At 65.5% G+C, this 18,038-nt stretch carries 17 protein-coding genes; 11 read left to right on the forward strand and 6 right to left on the reverse strand.

What is annotated here, in order from left to right; genetic code table 11:
• Nucleotides 1-151 precede the first annotated feature (151 nt).
• On the forward strand, nt 152-1,189 hold the full coding sequence (locus tag LJ656_RS01670; RefSeq protein WP_230507536.1) for an asparaginase: 1,038 nt from the start codon (nt 152-154) through the stop codon (nt 1,187-1,189).
• A gap of 303 nt (nt 1,190-1,492) precedes the next feature.
• Here LJ656_RS01670 and LJ656_RS01675 read toward each other — a convergent pair whose 3' ends face one another.
• From LJ656_RS01675 to gcl, 3 genes are read right to left on the reverse strand one after another with little or no spacing between them, the layout of a single operon-like run.
• Nucleotides 1,493-2,404: a 2-hydroxy-3-oxopropionate reductase gene (locus tag LJ656_RS01675; protein ID WP_230507537.1), complete on the reverse strand. Its 912-nt coding sequence runs from the start codon at nt 2,402-2,404 to the stop codon at nt 1,493-1,495.
• Between the two features lie 55 nt (nt 2,405-2,459).
• Nucleotides 2,460-3,269, reverse strand: a complete 810-nt coding sequence (gene otnI, locus LJ656_RS01680) for a 2-oxo-tetronate isomerase (protein ID WP_230507538.1) — start codon at nt 3,267-3,269, stop codon at nt 2,460-2,462.
• 52 nt (nt 3,270-3,321) lie between these two features.
• Nucleotides 3,322-5,097 (reverse strand): glyoxylate carboligase, encoded by a 1,776-nt coding sequence (gene gcl, locus LJ656_RS01685; RefSeq protein ID WP_230507539.1) that lies wholly within the window; start codon nt 5,095-5,097, stop codon nt 3,322-3,324.
• Nucleotides 5,098-5,276: 179 nt separating this feature from the next.
• Here gcl and LJ656_RS01690 point away from each other — a divergent pair, with 179 nt between their 5' ends.
• From LJ656_RS01690 to LJ656_RS01735, 10 genes are all read left to right on the forward strand, one after another.
• Nucleotides 5,277-6,191, forward strand: a complete 915-nt coding sequence (locus LJ656_RS01690) for a substrate binding domain-containing protein (protein ID WP_230507540.1) — start codon at nt 5,277-5,279, stop codon at nt 6,189-6,191.
• A gap of 194 nt (nt 6,192-6,385) precedes the next feature.
• A complete protein-coding gene (locus LJ656_RS01695) occupies nt 6,386-7,345 on the forward strand; it encodes an RNA polymerase sigma factor (protein ID WP_230507541.1) in 960 nt (319 codons plus the stop codon).
• Nucleotides 7,335-8,459, forward strand: a complete 1,125-nt coding sequence (locus LJ656_RS01700) for an anti-sigma factor family protein (RefSeq protein ID WP_230507542.1) — start codon at nt 7,335-7,337, stop codon at nt 8,457-8,459. The genes LJ656_RS01695 and LJ656_RS01700 overlap by 11 nt, the downstream gene beginning before the upstream one ends.
• Before the next feature lie 248 nt (nt 8,460-8,707).
• Nucleotides 8,708-9,082 (forward strand): 30S ribosomal protein S6, encoded by a 375-nt coding sequence (gene rpsF / locus LJ656_RS01705; RefSeq protein ID WP_013089311.1) that lies wholly within the window; start codon nt 8,708-8,710, stop codon nt 9,080-9,082.
• A 67-nt stretch (nt 9,083-9,149) separates the two neighbouring features.
• Nucleotides 9,150-9,449 carry a primosomal replication protein N gene (gene priB / locus LJ656_RS01710; protein WP_230507543.1) on the forward strand — a complete coding sequence of 100 codons (300 nt, stop codon included), beginning with the start codon at nt 9,150-9,152 and terminating at the stop codon, nt 9,447-9,449.
• 2 nt (nt 9,450-9,451) lie between these two features.
• On the forward strand, nt 9,452-9,727 hold the full coding sequence (gene rpsR / locus LJ656_RS01715; RefSeq protein WP_013588504.1) for a 30S ribosomal protein S18: 276 nt from the start codon (nt 9,452-9,454) through the stop codon (nt 9,725-9,727).
• A 27-nt stretch (nt 9,728-9,754) separates the two neighbouring features.
• The gene (gene rplI, locus LJ656_RS01720; RefSeq protein WP_230507544.1) at nt 9,755-10,207 is read left to right on the forward strand and encodes a 50S ribosomal protein L9; all 453 of its coding nucleotides are present in this window, start codon (nt 9,755-9,757) and stop codon (nt 10,205-10,207) included.
• Nucleotides 10,208-10,355: 148 nt separating this feature from the next.
• Nucleotides 10,356-11,744, forward strand: coding sequence for a replicative DNA helicase (locus tag LJ656_RS01725; protein ID WP_230507545.1), 1,389 nt, complete (start codon nt 10,356-10,358; stop codon nt 11,742-11,744).
• Between the two features lie 149 nt (nt 11,745-11,893).
• Nucleotides 11,894-12,520, forward strand: coding sequence for a DUF47 domain-containing protein (locus LJ656_RS01730; RefSeq protein ID WP_230507546.1), 627 nt, complete (start codon nt 11,894-11,896; stop codon nt 12,518-12,520).
• Nucleotides 12,520-13,530, forward strand: coding sequence for an inorganic phosphate transporter (locus LJ656_RS01735; RefSeq protein ID WP_230507547.1), 1,011 nt, complete (start codon nt 12,520-12,522; stop codon nt 13,528-13,530). Before LJ656_RS01730 ends, LJ656_RS01735 begins: the two co-directional genes overlap by 1 nt.
• A gap of 171 nt (nt 13,531-13,701) precedes the next feature.
• On the opposite strand, the gene LJ656_RS01740 is transcribed toward LJ656_RS01735, so the two are convergent.
• From LJ656_RS01740 to LJ656_RS01750, 3 genes are all read right to left on the reverse strand, one after another.
• Nucleotides 13,702-14,505, reverse strand: coding sequence for an SDR family oxidoreductase (locus tag LJ656_RS01740; RefSeq protein WP_230507548.1), 804 nt, complete (start codon nt 14,503-14,505; stop codon nt 13,702-13,704).
• An 82-nt stretch (nt 14,506-14,587) separates the two neighbouring features.
• Nucleotides 14,588-15,847 carry a C40 family peptidase gene (locus LJ656_RS01745; protein ID WP_230507549.1) on the reverse strand — a complete coding sequence of 420 codons (1,260 nt, stop codon included), beginning with the start codon at nt 15,845-15,847 and terminating at the stop codon, nt 14,588-14,590.
• Between the two features lie 214 nt (nt 15,848-16,061).
• Nucleotides 16,062-17,915: a PhoH family protein gene (locus LJ656_RS01750; protein ID WP_230507550.1), complete on the reverse strand. Its 1,854-nt coding sequence runs from the start codon at nt 17,913-17,915 to the stop codon at nt 16,062-16,064.
• Nucleotides 17,916-18,038 lie beyond the last annotated feature (123 nt).

Genomic DNA, 18,038 nt, shown 5'->3' on the forward strand with positions numbered 1-18,038 from the left:
CGCAGCCTTCAGGTAGCCTTGGGCAGCTTTACGCAGCCCTACGCAGCCTGAAGGCAGCACAGCAGAGGCACGCACGCGGAGCAAATCCGCCTGCGTGCCTCTTGCGCTTTCACGCATCGCTGCGCGTGGCGCTTCGCATACAATCGCGGTCATGACTATCTCGAATTCCTCAGTTCCCCCTTCCAGCGCGGGCGCCGCGGCGCTGCCGCGCATCGCCGTGCTGGCGACCGGCGGCACGATCGCCGGCTCGGCGGCCGATGCGGCCAACACGGCCGGCTATAAGGCCGGCGTGGTCGGCGTCGATCAGTTGCTGGCCGCGGTGCCGGCCCTGTCGAGCGTTGCGCGGCTCGCGCCCGAGCAGATCGCCAGCGTCGACAGCAAGGACATGGCGCTGCCGCTGTGGACCACGCTCGCGCAACGCATCAACACCTTGCTCGCGAGCGACGACGTCGACGGCGTAGTGATCACGCACGGTACCGACACGCTCGAAGAAACCGCCTACCTGCTGCATCTGACCATCAAGTCGGACAAGCCGGTCGTGCTGACCGCGGCGATGCGGCCGGCCTCGGCGCTGTCGGCCGACGGTCCGTTGAATCTGCTGAACGCGGTAACCGTCGCCGCCCATGCAAGCGCGCGCGGGCAGGGTGTGCTGGTCGCGTTCAACAACCGGATTCATAGCGCGCGCGACGTCGTCAAGACCAGCACCTATGCGGTCGATGCGTTCCAGTCGCCGGAAATCGGCGCGCTCGGCTGGGTGCAGGACGGCCGCGTCGAATTCCAGCGCCGCGTGCTGCGCGCGCATACGCTGGCGAGCGAATTCGCGATCGGCGCGGCGTGGCCGCAGGTAGAGATCGTCGCGAGTTATGCGGGGGTGTCGCGCATTGCGGTCGATGCGCTGGTCGCCGCCGGCGTGCGGGGGATCGTCGTCGCCGGCACCGGCAACGGCTCGATCCATCAGAGCTTGCAGCAGGCGCTGGTCGATGCGGTTGCGCGCGGCGTGCCGGTGGTCCGCTCATCGCGGGTCGGCTCGGGCCACGTGATGCGCAACGGCGCGGCCGCCGACGATGCGCTCGGCTTCGTCGGCGCGGGTGCGCTCAATCCGTACAAGGCGAGGGTGTTGCTGATGCTCGCGCTGGCCGCCGGCGTGACGGACGCGGCCGCGCTGCAGAAGGTGTTCGATACGTATTGATGGGATTGAGCGGCAGTTGCCTGCCCAATCCGACAGCTGGACACCCGGCCACGACGTCTGACCGACCAAGGCTTCCCCGTCGCAGCCGGGTGCCGCTGCGGACCCCACTTGCCGCTCTCAGCCCAGAGCGGCACGATTTGCCCGCTGCGCCGCGCGAGCAGCCGAAGCTGTCGCGCGACCAACGGGCGCCCCACCGGTGACTGCCACGCGCTACGCGCCACGTGCCGCTGCTAACGCCAGTGCAGCGCCAGTGCAGCGACGGTGCGTCGAACGCGGGCCATCGTTCAAGCCTTCAAACCAGCCTCAAGCCGCTTTCGCCTGTTCGTCGCGAGGCGCCTGTGCGACCTCGTGATTGCCCATGATTTCGAGCGCGCGCACCATCGCCGAGTGATCCCACGCCTTGCCGCCGTTCGCCGCGCACACGCTGAACAGCTGCTGCGCGCTCGCGGTATGCGGCAATGCGATGCCGAGCTTGCGCGCGCCGTCGAGCGCGAGATTCAAATCCTTCTGATGCAGCTCGATCCGGAAACCCGGGTTGAACGTGCGTTTGGTCATCCGCTCGCCATGCACTTCCAGAATCCGCGACGACGCGAAGCCGCCCATCAACGCGCGCCGCACGCGCTCCGGATCGGCGCCCGAGCGCGACGCGAACAGCAGCGCTTCGGCGACCGCCTCGATGTTCAGCGCGACGATGATCTGATTGGCCACCTTGCAGGTCTGGCCCGCGCCGTTCTCGCCGATCAGCGAGATGTTCTTGCCCATCAGTTCGAACAGCGGCTTTGCCTGCGCAAACGCTTGTTCCGGGCCGCCGACCATGATCGTCAGCGTCGCGTCGCGCGCGCCGATCTCGCCGCCGGACACCGGCGCATCGAGATAGTCGACGCCGAGCGCGTTGATCTTCTTCGCGAACGCCTGGGTGTCGAGCGGCGAGATCGAGCTCATGTCGATCACCAGCTTGCCCTTCGTGAGACCGGCGGCCACGCCGTCGTCGGCGAACAGCACGTTGGCGACGTCGGGGGTGTCGGGCACCATGATGATGACGATCTCGGCCGCCTGCGCGACCGCCGTCGAACTGGCGACGACGCTCGCGCTCTTGGCGATGTCGTCAGGCACCGGATACGCGCCGTTGACGATCAGCGAGTGGCCGCCCTTCGCGAGATTGCGCGCCATGTGCGCGCCCATGATGCCCAGGCCAATGAAGCCGATCTTTGCCATATCTTTGAATCTCCAGGTGAAAGGGTAATGCGGCGGGCAAGTGCGCGGACGCGACTCAAGCCGCCGCGTGCGCGGCGCCGCGCATCTGACCGGCGACGCTTTGCAGCCAGCCGAGTCCCGCTTCGGTGCTCGCGCGCGGCTTGTATTCGCAACCGACGTAGCCGTCGTAACCGAGCGAGTCGAGCAGTGCGAACAGGTACGGGTAGTTGATCTCGCCGGTGCCCGGTTCGTGGCGCCCCGGATTGTCCGCGAGCTGGATGTGGGCGATTTGCGCGAGGTTCTTTTCGATCGTCGCCGCGAGTTCGCCCTCCATCCGTTGCATGTGATAGATGTCGTATTGCAGGAACAGGTTGTCCGAGCCGACCGCGCGGATCACGTCGAGCCCGTCGCGCGAGCGGTTCAGCGCGAAGCCGGGCAGGTCGTAGGCGTTGCACGGTTCGACCAGCAGTTTGATGCCGACCTTTTTCAGCTCGCCCGCCGCGAAGCGCAGGTTGTCGACGATCGTCGCGCGGGCCTTGTCCGCATCGACGCTGGCGCCCGCAATGCCGACGAGGCAGTTCACTTGCGGCACCTTCAACGCGCTCGCGTATTCGATCGCGCGCCCGACGCCTTCCTGAAACTCGCCGACGCGCTCGGGCAGACACGCGATCCCGCGTTCGCCGGCCTCCCAGTTGCCGGCCGGCAGGTTGTGCAGCACCAGCTTCAGCCGATGACGCTGCAACTGCTCGTTGATGTCCGCGGCCGCGTACGGATACGGGAACATGAATTCGACGGCATTGAAGCCGGCGTTGGCCGCCGCCGCGAAACGGTCGAGGAACGGCACTTCGTTGAACAGCATCGTGAGGTTCGCTGCGAATTTCGGCATGGTGCGTGGGTCTCTCAGGTCGGTCGGAAAATGGCGCGCGGGGCAGTGATCGTCAATCGAGCAGGCTGACCGCGGTCGGCGCATCCGCGCGTTTTTCGGCGAGTTCCTCGAACTCGTTGATCGCATCGATTTCGGTGCCCATCGAGATGTTGGTCACGCGCTCGAGGATCACTTCGACGATCACCGGCACGTTGAACTCGCTGAGCATCGACTGCGCTTTTTGCAGCGCCGGCTTCAGCTCTTCCGGCTTGAACACGCGGATCGCCTTGCAGCCGAGACCTTCGGCGACCGCGACGTGATCGACGCCATAGCCGTTGGTCTGCGGCGAGTTGATGTTCTCGAAGCCGAGCTGTACGCAGTAGTCCATTTCGAACGCGCGCTGCGCCTGGCGGATCAGCCCGAGGTACGAGTTGTTCACGACCACATGCACGTACGGCAGCTTGAATTGCGCGCCGGCGGCGAGCTCTTCGATCATGAACTGGAAGTCGTAGTCGCCCGACAGCGCGACGATCGGCCGTTGCGGATCGGCTGCGCGCACGCCCAGCGCCGCCGGAATGGTCCAGCCGAGCGGGCCCGCCTGGCCGCAGTTGATCCAGTTGCGCGCCTTGTACACGTGCAGGAACTGCGCGGCGGCGATCTGCGACAGACCGATCGTGCTCACGTAGCAGGTATCGCGGCCGAACACCTGGTTCATCTCCTCGTACACGCGCTGCGGCTTGATCGGCACGTTGTCGAAGTGGGTCTTGCGCTGCATCGTCTGCTTGCGTTGGCGGCACTCGGCGACCCACGCGGCGCGGTCCTTCAGCTTGCCGGCCGCTTTCCATTCGCTCGCGACTTCGACGAACAGTTCGAGCGCGGCCTTCGCATCCGACACGATGCCCAGATCCGGTCCGAACACGCGGCCGATCTGCGTCGGTTCGATATCGACGTGGACGAACTTGCGGCCCTTCGTATAGACGTCGATGCTGCCGGTGTGGCGATTGGCCCAGCGATTGCCGATGCCGAGCACGAAGTCGGAGGCGAGCATCGTCGCGTTGCCGTAGCGATGCGAGGTTTGCAGACCGACCATGCCGGCCATCAACGGATGGTCGTCGGCAATCGCGCCCCACGACATCAGCGTCGGGATCACCGGCACGCCGACGATCTCGGCGAACTGCACGAGCAGGTCTTCCGCCGCCGCGTTCAGCACGCCGCCGCCGGACACGATCAACGGCTTGTCGGCCGCGTCGAGCAGCGTGAGCGCCGCTTCGATCTGCTTGCGCGTCGCCTTCGGCTTGTAGACCGGCAGCGGTTCGTAGGTGTCGATGTCGAATTCGATTTCGGCGAGCTGCACGTCGATCGGCAGATCGACCAGCACCGGACCCGGGCGGCCCGAACGCATCAGGTGAAATGCCTGCTGGAACACGCGCGGCACCAGCGCCGGCTCGCGCACCGTGACCGCCCACTTGGTGACCGGCTTCGCGATCGATTCGATATCGACCGCCTGGAAGTCTTCCTTGTACAGACGCGCGCGCGGTGCCTGACCCGTGATAGCGAGAATAGGAATCGAGTCGGCCTGGGCGGAGTACAAACCGGTGATCATGTCGGTGCCGGCCGGGCCCGACGTGCCGATGCACACGCCGATGTTGCCTGGCCGCGCCCGCGTATAGCCCTCGGCCATGTGCGAGGCGCCCTCCACATGGCGCGCGAGCACGTGGCTGATGCCGCCGGCTTTGCGCATCGCCGAATAGAACGGGTTGATCGCGGCGCCGGGCACGCCGAAGGCGGTATCGATGCCTTCTTTTTCGAGCACCAGAACCGCTGCGTCGATGGCTCTCATCTTGGCCATGGATGTCTCCTCAATGTCGGTAAACGAATCTGTTGAGGGACACTTTAGGGCTGCGATAAAGGTTTGATAAGATCAGTCCGGGTCGCTTATTTCGAAACAAAAAGTATTGAATGGCGGGCGACGCGGCGGCCGGCGGAGCCGCACGCCAGAGACACCCCGGAGACAGGCAGGAGACGACGATGGACCGCTTCAAACAGATCGAAACCTTCGTGCGGGTCGCCGATGCCGGCAGCCTCGCGGCCGCGGCGCTGGAAGAGGGCGTGTCGCCGGTGATTCTCGGGCGGCGCATCGATGCGCTCGAAAAGCGCCTCGGCGTGAAGCTGATGTACCGCACGACCCGCCGGCTCGTCGTCAGCGAGGACGGCGCCGCGTTTCTCGAACGCTGCCGCGGGCTGCTGGCCGAATGGGACCAGGCGGAGAACGAGCTGAGCGCGGGGCGGCGCGCGGTGAGCGGCCATCTGATCGTATCGGCGCCAGCCGCGTTCGGTCGCAAGCACGTCGCGCCGCTCGCGCCGGCCTTTCTCGCCGGCAAGCCGGAATTGCAGATGTCGTTCAATCTGACCGACCGGGTCGTCGATCTGGTGCGCGAGGGCTATGACCTTTCGATCCGGATCGGCGGCGCGGTCGACCCGAACTTCGTCGCGGTGAAGCTCGCGGCGAACCGGCGCGTGGTGTGCGGCACGCCCGAGTACTTCCGCCGCCACGGCAGGCCGAAGACGCTCGAAGATCTGCCCGCGCACAACTGTCTCGCGTTCAATCTGCAAGGCGGCCAGAACCGCGGCTGGTATTTCCGCCGCAATGGCAAGCTGGCGACGGTGCGGGTCGGCGGTACGCTCGACTGCAATGACGGCGAGCTGCTGCATCGTTGGGTGTCCGAAGGACTCGGGCTCGGCTGGCGCTCGACGTGGGAAATCCAGCGGCAACTCGCGTGCGGCGAGCTGGAAACGGTGCTCGACGAGTACGCGCTGCCCGATTACGACATCCTCGCGGTGTATCCGCAGCAGCGCTATGTGCCGGCCAGGGTGCGGTATTTCATCGACTATCTGAAAGAGGTGTACGCGAGCGACGGATATTGGAATCGGGCTTCTTATTAGCGGGGGTGTCCGGTCCGCGCGGCTTGTTGCTGCGCCCTCGATTGGTTCGTCTTACCGATCTTTTGGCGAACGTGCGCGTGAGGTGGGAATAAACTCGGCGCAAGGCCGGTTATGCGAGGAAAGGAACGTCGCGCGCGAACTGCCGCAAAGCGACGGCCCGCACGATGCACCCGCCATGTCTTTGGAGGGCCCACGTGGTCCAGACCGATTCAGACGCCCCCGACGATGCCCGCGCGCGCGGCGCGCCGAACGTCGACGCCGATGCCGATGCCGATGCCGATGCCGACGCCGCTGCGGATGCCGCCAGAAGCCGCCGCTTCCAGCAGCTTGCGCTGCCGCATCTGGACGCCGCGTACAACCTCGCGCGCTGGCTGTGCGGCAACCCGAACGATGCCGAGGACGTCGTGCAGGAGGCGTTCATGCGCGCGTTCCGCTTTTTCGATACGTTTCGCGGCGACTCCGCGCGGCCGTGGCTGCTCGCGATCGTGCGCCGCACCTGGTACACCGAATGGCGGCGGCGAGCGCCGTCGCACGACATGCTCGAATTCGACGAAACGATGGACGACGCGACGCTCGACGGCTGGAGCGCCGGCGGCGACGATCCGCAGACGCTGCTGATCCGCGATGAAGATGCGCGCGAAGTGCATGAAGCGCTGGCGCGGCTGCCGGTCGAGTATCGCGAGGTGCTGATCCTGCGCGAGCTCGAGGAGATGGGGTATCGGGAGATCGCGGTAGTCGCCGACGTGCCGATCGGCACGGTGATGTCGCGGCTCGCGCGCGGGCGGCGCAAGCTCGCCGAGGTGCTGCTCGCGCAGCGGGGCGCAGGAGCGTCGCCGGCAGGCGGCGGGCGGGGCACGGCGCGGGGCGGGCCGGGGGCGGGCGCGGCGCAGGGCGCGCAGCAGGAAACCGGTGCCGGGCAACGCTCGAAGCCGCTCGCGCGCAGCGGCGACAAGCGCGGCCGTGAAGGGCGCGACGGCCGCGAAAGCCGCCACGGTGACGGCGACAGCTACCGCGATGACCGCGCCGCGTCGTCCACAATCGCTTCACCCGCGACCGCGACGGTCACCCAACTCCGGACGTTCGCCGACGGCCGGCCCGCTAACCACCCCGGCGCTGCCGCCGGTTCCGCCCAGGAGACGCCCGATGGACTGTAACGAAGCGCGGCCGCTCCTCGATGCGAACGCCGATCACGAATTGCCGGCGCCCGACGCGCGCCGGGTCCAGCAGCATATCGAGAGCTGCGCCGACTGCCGGCGCGCCAGCGAGAACCTGCGCGTGTTGAGCGCAGTGCTGCGCGCGGCGCCGTATCACCGGGCGCCGACGTCGCTGCGCGCACGGATCGTGGCGGGCCTGCCGGCGACGGTCGATGAAGGTCCCGCGGTGTCGGCCACGGCACGGATTCGGAATGAAGGCGCCGCACAGGCACCGGCGGATGAGTTTGCTGGCGCGGGTAGCACGGGCGCGGCGACCGGCATCGGCATCGGCACGGCAGGCACGGCAGGCACGGCAGGCACGGCAGGCACGGCAGGCACGGCAGGCACCGCCGCGCCGGAACCCGAGTCGCCGCGCCCGCGTCGCGGGGCGTCGTGGCTCGCGTGGTTAGGCGGCCGCCGACGCGGTTCGGGCGAGTCTGACGGTCGCGACGGTTCGCGCGGTGCGACCGGCTCGCGCGACGGCTTCGGAGGCTGGGGCGTCCTCGGTGGCCCGCTCGCCACCGGCGGCGCGACCCGCGCAGCTACACGAGGCGGCCTCGCCGCACTCGTGATCGCATTGTGCGCGGCCGCAGTCGTCACGCTAACGCTGCATCGTCCCACCGAATCCGCGCCATTCACCGACGAACTGGTCGAAAGCCACGTGCGCGCGCAGGTGTCGGGCCGCGACATCGATGTGATTTCGACCGACCGGCACACGGTCAAGCCGTGGTTCAACGGCAAGCTCGACTATGCGCCGCCGGTCGAGGACCTGGCGGCAGCCGGCTTCGCTCTGCAGGGCGGCCGCCTCGACTACCTCGCGCATCAGCGGGTGGCGGTGCTGGTGTACCGTTATCAGAAGCACGTGATCGACGTGTACGTGTTTCCGCAAGGCGCGCTGCGCGGCGGCGCGCTGCCCGCGGCGCTCGAGCGCGACGGTTATTCGATTGCGCATTGGGACGCGGCGGGCATGACGTGGTGGGCGATTTCCGACGCCGCCCCCGATGCACTGAGCGGCCTCGAAGCCGCGCTGAAGGCGCGCCTGCAGGCCGGCAGCGAGCGCACGGAGGCGGGCTGAGGGCGCGCCGGTAGCGGGGGAAAGGCGCGCCGGTAGCAAGGAGGTTGGAGCATTCGCAACCGCGCGAACGCGACAATCGCATCGAGCGGACCAAGACCTCGCCCTAAACCCTTGAAAACACACCCGATTCCGCAGTCGCCCGAGCGTAATACCTTGCAACCCGTCCCCATCCGGGTTATAGTCTTGGGCTTCTCACTTGCCGCACCGGTTCCGACGCCCGGGCGGCTTTAATCCACAAGGAGTGTGTAATGCGTCATTACGAAATCGTCTTTATCGTGCATCCCGATCAAAGCGAGCAAGTGCCCGCCATGATCGAGCGTTACAAGAGCACGATCACGTCGCACGGTGGTCAGATCCACCGCGTCGAAGACTGGGGCCGTCGCCAACTGGCCTACATGATCGAGAAACTCGCGAAGGCTCACTACGTCTGCATGAACATCGAATGCGACCAGACCACGCTCGACGAGCTGGAACACGCGTTCAAGTTCAACGACGCCGTTCTGCGTCACCTGATCGTCAAGATGAAGAAAGCCGAAACCGGCCCGTCGCCGATGATGAAGGAAGTGCAGCGCGAAGAAGCCAAGAAGTCGGCAGCAGCTCAGCCGACCGAAGCGCAGGCTTAAGACACACTATTTAAGCTGCCAGACGCGTAGCGTCGCTGTCGCTCACGTACACAGGTAAATCACGTACATGAACCGGCTGCAACTTACGGCAAGCGTCGTCGAACGCGCAGCGGTGCGGTACACCCCCGCCGGCGTTCCGATTGCAAGCTGCACGTTGCACCACCGCACGGAAGTCGTCGAGGCGGGCATTGCCCGTCAGGTCGAACTGACCGTCGAGGCGGTAGCCGCGGGCGCAGCGAGCGGTCAGCTCGAAAGCTGTCAGATGGGCGTCGAAACGCTCTTCACAGGCTTTCTGGCGAAAAAGCACCGTAACGCACGCACTCTGGTATTTCACATCACAGCATTGCAGGACATTGGAAAGGACTAATCATGCCCCGCCCGACTGGTAAGAAATTCGACAAGCGTCGTCAGCAACAGAACCCGCTCTTCAAGCGCAAGAAGTTCTGCCGTTTCACGGCTGCTGGCGTCGAATACATCGACTACAAAGACATCGAAACGCTGAAGGACTTCATCGGCGAGAACGGCAAGATCACGCCGGCACGTCTCACGGGTACCAAGGCGCATTATCAACGCCAGCTGGACACGGCCATCAAGCGCGCGCGTTTCCTCGCGCTGGTGCCGTACACCGACCAGCACAAGGCCTAACCCGACGACGCGATAAGGAGCATCCGAATGCAAATCATTCTTCTGGAAAAAGTCGTCAATCTGGGCAACCTGGGCGATATCGTCAAAGTCAAGGACGGTTACGCACGTAACTTCCTGATCCCGAACAAGAAAGCTCGCCGTGCAACGAAGGAAGCCCTGGCTGAATTCGAAGTGCGCCGCGCGGAACTCGAAAAGATCGCCGCTGAAAAGCTGGCAGCCGCTCAAGCTCAAGGCGAAAAGCTGGCAGGTCAGACGGTTCAGATCAATCAGAAGGCTGGCGTCGACGGCCGTCTGTTCGGTTCGGTGACCAACGCCGACATCGCTGAAGCACTGGGCAAGCAAGGCTTCGCAGTGGAAAAGGCGCAAGTGCGTCTGCCGGAAGGCCCGCTGAAGATGGTTGGCGAGCACCCGGTTCAGGTCGCGCTGCACACCGACGTTCTCGTCGATGTGACGGTCGCTGTGATCGGCGAGCACGTCTAAGCCGACCGCGGCTAAGCATTAGAAGGATCAGCCAGCAGTAGATCGTTGGCGAAGAGCAGGGGCCGGGTGACCGGCCCCTGCTTTTTTGCGTCCGTTTCCGCCGTTTTTCGCTCGCCCCGGCCGCCGGATTACCCGATAATTCCACTCCATGAACGCACCGCCAAAAGACCCCCAACTCGAGTCGCTGAAAGTCCCCCCGCATTCGATCGAGGCCGAGCAATCGGTGCTGGGCGGCCTGTTGCTCGACAACGGCGCATGGGATCGCATCGCCGACTTCCTCGCCCAAAGCGACTTTTACCGCTACGACCACCGCATCATCTTCGAACACATCGGCAAGCTGATCGCCGCCACGCGTCCTGCCGACGTGGTGACCGTGTACGAAGCGCTCGGCACTTCGGGCAAAGCGGAAGACGTCGGCGGGCTCGCTTACCTGAACGCGCTCGCGCAGAACACGCCGAGCGCGGCCAATATCCGCCGCTACGCGGAAATCGTGCGCGATCGCGCGGTGCTGCGCCGGCTGGTGTCGGTCGCCGATGAAATCTCCGCCGACGCGTTCAACCCGCAGGGCAAGGAAGTCCGGCAACTGCTCGACGAAGCCGAATCGAAGGTGTTTTCGATCGCCGAGGACGGCGCGCGCGGCACCCAGGGCTTCCTCGAAATCGGCCCGCTGCTCACCGAAGTGGTCGAGCGGATCGACACGCTGTATCACACCGCGAATCCGAGCGATGTGACCGGCACGCCGACCGGCTTCGTCGATCTGGATCGCATGACCTCGGGGATGCACGGCGGCGAACTGATCATCGTCGCGGGCCGTCCGTCGATGGGTAAAACCGCGTTCTCGATGAACATCGGCGAATACGTCGCAGTCGAGTACGGGTTGCCTGTCGCGGTGTTCTCGATGGAAATGCCGGGCACCCAACTGACGATGCGTATGCTCGGCTCGGTCGGCCGGCTCGATCAGCATCGGATGCGAACCGGGCGCCTGACCGACGAGGATTGGCCCAAGCTCACGCACGCGGTGCAGAAAATGAGCGAGGCGCAGATCTTCATCGACGAAACCGGCGGTCTGAATCCGATGGAACTGCGCTCGCGCGCGCGCCGGTTGTCGCGGCAGTGCGGCAAGCTCGGGCTGATCATCATCGACTACCTGCAGCTGATGAGCGGCTCGTCGTCCGGTGAAAACCGCGCGACCGAAATCTCCGAAATCTCGCGCTCGCTGAAGAGTCTCGCGAAAGAACTCGACGTGCCGGTGATCGCGTTGTCGCAGCTGAACCGCGGTCTCGAGCAGCGCCCGAACAAGCGGCCGATCATGTCGGACCTGCGCGAGTCGGGCGCTATCGAGCAGGATGCGGACGTGATCCTGTTCATTTATCGCGACGAGGTGTATAACCCCGACAGCCCGGACAAGGGCACCGCGGAGATCATTATCGGTAAGCAGCGTAATGGCCCGATCGGGCCGGTTCGGTTGACGTTCCACGGCCAATACACGAAGTTTGACAATTTCGCCGGCGCGCAGAATTTCTACGGCGGCGAGTGACACACCCCGGTCCCATCCGTCTCGCGAGAGGGCGACGCGACGTCGCCCATTTGTTGTAACAGCGTTGTCAAAAGTGCGACATCGGTTACACGACGGTACAATGTGGCGGTTTTATGTCAGCCATCACGTGACCCATTTCCAGGATCCCAATGTTCGGTCGATTCATGCCCACCGAGGGCAAGTTTTTTGATATTTTCAATTCGCACGCAACGTGCATCGTCTCGGCGAGCCGTGAACTCGAGCTGCTGATCGACAATCTGCAGGACGCCGAAACCCACAAGCAGAACGTGCAGAAGGCCGAAAAAGCGGCCGACAAACTCACGCACGAATGCATCGACCTGCTGCACAAGACTTTCATCACGCCGCTCGACCGCGACGAGATCCACAAGCTGATCACGACGATGGACGACATCCTCGACCTGATGGAGGACGTCGCAACCGCGATTTCGCTGTACGACGTGCAGTCGGTCACGTCGGAGGCGAGCCAGCTCGCGCATATCTGCACGGCGACCAGCGAGCGGGTGCAGTTCGCGGTCAGTCTGCTGGCGGACATGAAGCAGGCGAGCCAGATCCTGAAAGCTTGCGAAGACATCGACCGGCTCGAATCGGAAGCCGATCGCGTGTTGCGTGCGGCGATGTCGAAGCTGTTCCGCGAGGAAGACGACGTCAAGGTCCTGATCAAGCTCAAGGCGATCTACGAGCTGCTCGAAACGATTACGGACAAATGTGAGGATGTGGCGAACATCATCGAAGGCATCGTGCTGGAAAACGCATAATGCAATCGATCCAACTCGCTATCTGGGTCGTCGCCGGCCTGGTCGCTATCGCGCTCGTGTTCGACTTCATGAACGGCTTTCACGACGCCGCGAATTCGATCGCCACGGTCGTTTCGACCGGCGTGCTGAAGCCGCAGCAGGCGGTGGCGTTCGCGGCGGCGTTCAACGTCATTGCGTACTTCGTGTTCCACCTGAAGGTGGCCGCGACGGTCGGCAAGGGCACCATCGACCCGGGCATCGTCGACCACTACGTGATCTTCGGCGCGCTGGTCGGCGCGATCGCGTGGAACATCATCACATGGCACTACGGGATTCCGTCCAGTTCGTCGCATGCGCTGATCGGCGGGCTCGTCGGTGCGGCGCTCGCGAAGTCCGGCTGGGGCTCGCTGAACATGGACGGGCTGATGAAGACCGTCGCGTTCATCTTCATCTCGCCGCTGCTCGGTTTCGTCCTCGGCTCGTTTTTCATGCTGCTGGTGTCGTGGCTGTATTTCCGCACGCCGCCGAGCAAGGTCGACCGGCGCTTTCGCCGCCTGCAACTGCTGTCCGCGGGCCTCTATAGCCTCGGGCACGGCGGCAACGACGCGCAGAAAACCATCGGCATTATCTGGATGCTGCTGATCGCCACCGGTTTCGCGTCGCTGAACGCGGATGCGCCGCCGCTGTGGGTGATCGGCGGCTGCTATCTGTCGATGGGTCTCGGCACGCTGTTCGGCGGCTGGCGAATCGTGCGCACGATGGGCCAGAAGATCACCAAGCTCAAGCCGGTCGGCGGCTTCTGCGCGGAGGCGGGCGGTGCGCTGACGCTGTTTACCGCGTCCGCGCTCGGGATCCCGGTGTCCACCACGCATACGATTACCGGCGCGATCGTCGGCGTCGGTGCGACTCAGAAGCTGAGCGCGGTGCGCTGGGGCGTGGCGGGCAATATCGTGTGGGCGTGGATTCTGACGATTCCGGCCTCCGCGATCCTGTCCGGCGCCGCCTGGTGGCTAGGCCACCATTTTCTGTAACGCCTCCTCAGATACCTTGCGATAGGGCCTGCGCCGCTGAGCAGCGCGCGCAGGTTACGGCACTGGAGCCGCCTGCTGTATCGCAACGTTTCCTTCCCTTCCGGGTGTACCGTCCAACGCGCGATTTCGCCGCTTTCGCGGCGAGCGCGCGCATGGCGCTTCGCGGTTCGTTCAGATCAGCGGCGCGCTGCCGCCATCCATCGGGATGACCGCGCCGGTCACGTAGCTCGCGCGACGGCTTGCGAGAAACAGCGCGACGTCGGCGATTTCCTCCGGCTTCGCGTAGCGCCCGAGCGGCACCTTCGCCTGACCGCGCGCGAGCGCTTCCTCATTGCCGATGCCCTGTTGCGTCGCCTCGAGCCTGACCGCTTCCTCGACGCGTTCCGTGAGCGTCGAGCCCGGATTGATCGCGTTGATGCGGATGCCGTAGCGCGCGTAGTAGTGCGCGAGGCCGACGGTCGCGAGCATCAGCGCGGCGTTGGCCGCGCCGCCCGCGATATGGATGTCGCTCGCAATCTTGCCGCCCATCCCGATGATGTTGACGATCGTGCCGGGCTCGCCGCCGCCGGCCTTCGCGCGTTCGGCCATCCGGCGCAGCACTTCTTGTTGCGGGTAGATGTAGGGGAAATATTTCGCTTCCATCGTCGCGCGGAACGCGTCGGCGTCGAGCGTTTCCGGGTCGTAGCGGCGCGCGGCGCCGGCGCTGTTGATCAGCACGTCGATCGGGCCCACCGCGGTGCTCACTTCCTCGACGATATCGGCGGCGCTGTGCGGCTCGTGCAGATCGGCGCGGGTGCGGTGCACGTGGAAGCCTTCCTCTTTCAGCTGCTCGTACGCGCGCGCCAGGTTGGCGGGGTCGCGCGACACGATCGCAACTTTCGCGCCTTCGCGCGCGAACGCGCGGGCGCATGCGAAGCCGATGCCTTTGCTGCCGCCTGTGATCAGCACCACCTTGTCTTTGAGCCCAAGTTCCATCGTCGCCACCCGCGGTCAAAAGAATATCGATGACGATAGCAGATCGGCGCGGCGGCGGTTGACCCGAAAACCCGCGCGCTCGTCAGTAACCGCCGTTCGCGAAGCGGGCGATCGGATCGTCGCTGGTGTGGGTCGGCGCGGCAATGCCGCGCGAAGTCGTCGAAGCACGCATCAATTGCACGCCGTTGCCGCTTTCACCCTGTGGAGCCTGTTGCGCCTGCTGGGCCTGACGCGCCGCCACGGCGGCGGGTGGGGGCGGTTCGAAGGCGTCGGCGGCGGCATCGATCGCGTCGGGTGCGCTGGTTCCGGTCGTGGCGGTCGCCCCGGCCGGGGTGGCGGTGCGCCCCGTTAGCGAGGCAGGGGCGACAGGCTGGGTGCGTTGGGCCGCTGGCGAGCCGGCTTCATACATGCTCGCTTGCGCGGAGGGCGCGACGACCGGCGACACGGTGCCTGCGGAGCGCGCCTGCAATTGCGCGGCGCTCAGTCCGGGCGGCGACGATTCGAACTGCTCAGCCTGAGCGGCAGTCAATGCGGTGGTCGGGATGAAGGTCGCCTGGGCGGCAGTTGTCGGAGGCGGGCGAGAGGCGAAATCGCCGCGCGCTGTTTGCGCCGACTCGCCAGCATAAAGCGGCGCTTGTGCTGCGGCCTTCGCCATAGGCGCCGTGGCGCTGGCCATGCCGGCCGCACCCGTCACGCCGGCAGCGCCCACATCTCCCGATGACCCGGGCGACCCCGCCGCAACACTGGTCGCCGCCCCAGGCGCGGCTGCCTGATAGCTCGGCGCATCGAACGGCGTTGGTGTCGCGGCAGGTCCCGCGACCCGCCGAATCCCGTCGAACCGCTTCGCCCAGTAAGGGTTGGTCAGATAGTCGAGCCGCACCGTGCCGCCGGTCGACGGCGCATTCACGAAGCGCAGCTTGCCCACGTAGATACCGACGTGCGAATGCGCGCGCCCGGTCGTATTGAAGAAGATCAGATCGCCGGGGGCGATCCCGTCCGGCTCGATCGACTCGCCGCGCCCGCTCATCTCGGCGGTGGTGCGCGGCAGATTCACCGACGCCGCGCGCAGCACCACATAGCGCACGAGGCCGCTGCAATCGAAGCCGCTATCGGGCGTATTGCCGCCCCAGCGGTACGGCACGCCGACGAGGCCCATCGCCTGAATCGAAATTTCCTCGCGGCCGATGCTGCGATCGACGAAGTGCGGGAAGCCGGGCGGTGGCGCACGATACGCGCCGTTCGCGACGACCACGCCGCCGGAGCCGCGCGCGCTCTTTTGCGGCGCGCCGGCGCAGGCGGCGAGCAGCAGAACGGGGAGCAGCGAAAGGGCGAGTCGGCGCATGAAAACGGAACGGGGTAAACACCCGTTTACTCACTGACGATGTCGGGATGGTAGCCGCCCGACAAGGGTGTCGCAAGAATTGTTGATAAATTACTTGAGGTTTACGCGCTAACTGTTGCCGGCACGGCACGCACCGGGCGAACGCGCGAGACAATAAAAAAGCCGCGTCCGGCGCAACCCGGACGCGGCTTTACAGCAATAACGGCGCTAGACCTTACAGAATTTCCGACGCGTAATCGGCCAGACGCGAGCGTTCGCCGCGCGCCAGCGTCACGTGCCCGCTATGCGCCCAACCCTTGAAGCGGTCGACCACGTAAGTGAGCCCCGAACTGCCTTCGGTCAGGTACGGCGTATCGATCTGCGCGATATTGCCGAGGCAAATGATCTTCGTGCCCGGGCCCGCGCGCGTGACCAGCGTCTTCATCTGCTTGGGCGTCAGGTTCTGCGCCTCGTCGATGATCAGATACTTGTCGACGAAGGTCCGGCCGCGCATGAAGTTCATGCTCTTGATCTTCAGGCGCGAGCGGATCAGCTCCTGGGTCGCCGCGCGGCCCCATTCGCCGGCCGCGTCGTCGGTTTTCTGCAGCACTTCGAGGTTGTCGTCGAATGCGCCCATCCACGGCTGCATCTTTTCTTCCTCGGTACCCGGCAGGAAGCCGATGTCTTCGCCGACCGGCACCGTCGCGCGCGTCACGATGATCTCGTTGTAGCGCTTGTCGTCGAGCACCTGCGCGAGGCCCGCGGCGAGCGCGACCAGCGTCTTGCCGGTGCCGGCCTGGCCGAGCAGCGTGACGAAGTCGATTTCCGGATTCATCAACAGGTTCAGCGCGAAGTTCTGCTCGCGATTGCGCGCGGTGATCCCCCACACGTTGTTCTTGTGATGACCGTAATCACGCAACGTCTGCAGCAATGCGGTCTTGCCGTTCAGCTCGCGCACCAGCGCGTGAAACGCCGGCTCGCCGTTCTGCGGTTCGAGATAGACGAACTCGTTGACCAGCATCGATGCGCACAGCGGACCCGTGACCCGGTAGTACGTGGTACCGGTCTTGGTGTCCTGCCAGCTTTCCATGCCCTTCGCGTGCCGGGTCCAGAAATCCTGCGGCAGCGCGCGCACCCCCGAATACAGCAGATCGCTGTCCTCGAGCACCTGATCGTTGAAGTAGTCTTCGGCGGGCAGGCCGAGTGCGTGCGCCTTGATGCGCATGTTGATGTCTTTCGACACCAGCACGACCTGGCGATCCGTGCGATCGCGCTGCAACGCGCGCACCACACCGAGGATCTGGTTGTCGGCCTTGCCTTCGGGCAGGCCTTCGACCGGCTCGATCGCGGTCAGCTTGGTCTGGAAGAACAGCCGGCCGGACGCTTCGCGACTGCCGAGGCGTGCGAGCGAAATGCCCTCGGCCATGTCGCCGGCATTGGCGACCAGCTGGTCGAGCGTGCGGCTCACCTGACGCGCGTTACGCGCGACTTCCGACATGCCCTTCTTGTGGTTGTCGAGCTCCTCCAACGTCATCATCGGCAGATAGACGTCGTGTTCCTCGAAGCGGAACAGGCAGCTCGGATCGTGCATCAGCACGTTGGTGTCGAGCACGAACAGCTTCTGGATCTCGACCGGCGCGGCACTCGCGCCGCGTTTCTTGCGCGTGGTGCCGGTTGCCGCGACAGGGGCGGCGGCTTCGGCAGTGGGTTGTTTCGCCGACGGCGCGCGCGCGACGACGGGCTGCGCGTCCAGTCCGGCAGCGGCCGCATCGGCCTCGGCTTGCGGGCGCGCAGCGGGGACCGGCTGCAACAGCGCAGCGGTCTGTTTGGTCTTGCGGCCGCGGGCCGGGGCGGGCTGCGCGGCGGGCACCGGCTCGACGGCCGGCACCGGGCGCAACGTGGTCGCCGCATTGGCGGCATGCGCCATCGGTGTGGCGACATTGGCGCGGCCGTAATCGGCCGGCTCTGCGGATTCCCCTTCACGCGCCGTTTTTTTCGCGGCGGCGCGCGCGGGCGTTGTGGCTTTGGCCTTGTATTCGTCAGGCGACAAAAGATTGCCGAGCTTGCTGGGGGGAGTAGGCAAAGGCATGGTTTCCCTCGAAATAATCGGGTCACATATCGTGCGCCGCCCGTCGCATTCTGCCGGCGCCCTCATGGGACGCACAGTCTGCGCGAGGAGGCGCGCATTCGGTCTAGAGATGCCGGTTCGCCT

Source organism: Paraburkholderia sejongensis, assembly GCF_020880815.1.
Classification (GTDB): Bacteria; Pseudomonadota; Gammaproteobacteria; order Burkholderiales; family Burkholderiaceae; genus Paraburkholderia; species Paraburkholderia sejongensis.

Coding starts and splice junctions, on each gene's coding strand:
- LJ656_RS01675 (WP_230507537.1), bottom strand. CDS start 2,404: ATGGCAAAGATCGGCTTCATTGGCCTGGGCATCATGGGCGCGCACATG.
- rplI (WP_230507544.1), top strand. CDS start 9,755: ATGCAAATCATTCTTCTGGAAAAAGTCGTCAATCTGGGCAACCTGGGC.
- LJ656_RS01735 (WP_230507547.1), top strand. CDS start 12,520: ATGCAATCGATCCAACTCGCTATCTGGGTCGTCGCCGGCCTGGTCGCT.
- LJ656_RS01745 (WP_230507549.1), bottom strand. CDS start 15,847: ATGCGCCGACTCGCCCTTTCGCTGCTCCCCGTTCTGCTGCTCGCCGCC.
- rpsF (WP_013089311.1), top strand. CDS start 8,708: ATGCGTCATTACGAAATCGTCTTTATCGTGCATCCCGATCAAAGCGAG.
- LJ656_RS01690 (WP_230507540.1), top strand. CDS start 5,277: ATGGACCGCTTCAAACAGATCGAAACCTTCGTGCGGGTCGCCGATGCC.
- LJ656_RS01700 (WP_230507542.1), top strand. CDS start 7,335: ATGGACTGTAACGAAGCGCGGCCGCTCCTCGATGCGAACGCCGATCAC.
- LJ656_RS01750 (WP_230507550.1), bottom strand. CDS start 17,915: ATGCCTTTGCCTACTCCCCCCAGCAAGCTCGGCAATCTTTTGTCGCCT.
- LJ656_RS01725 (WP_230507545.1), top strand. CDS start 10,356: ATGAACGCACCGCCAAAAGACCCCCAACTCGAGTCGCTGAAAGTCCCC.
- LJ656_RS01730 (WP_230507546.1), top strand. CDS start 11,894: ATGTTCGGTCGATTCATGCCCACCGAGGGCAAGTTTTTTGATATTTTC.
- priB (WP_230507543.1), top strand. CDS start 9,150: ATGAACCGGCTGCAACTTACGGCAAGCGTCGTCGAACGCGCAGCGGTG.
- LJ656_RS01670 (WP_230507536.1), top strand. CDS start 152: ATGACTATCTCGAATTCCTCAGTTCCCCCTTCCAGCGCGGGCGCCGCG.
- rpsR (WP_013588504.1), top strand. CDS start 9,452: ATGCCCCGCCCGACTGGTAAGAAATTCGACAAGCGTCGTCAGCAACAG.
- LJ656_RS01740 (WP_230507548.1), bottom strand. CDS start 14,505: ATGGAACTTGGGCTCAAAGACAAGGTGGTGCTGATCACAGGCGGCAGC.
- gcl (WP_230507539.1), bottom strand. CDS start 5,097: ATGGCCAAGATGAGAGCCATCGACGCAGCGGTTCTGGTGCTCGAAAAA.
- otnI (WP_230507538.1), bottom strand. CDS start 3,269: ATGCCGAAATTCGCAGCGAACCTCACGATGCTGTTCAACGAAGTGCCG.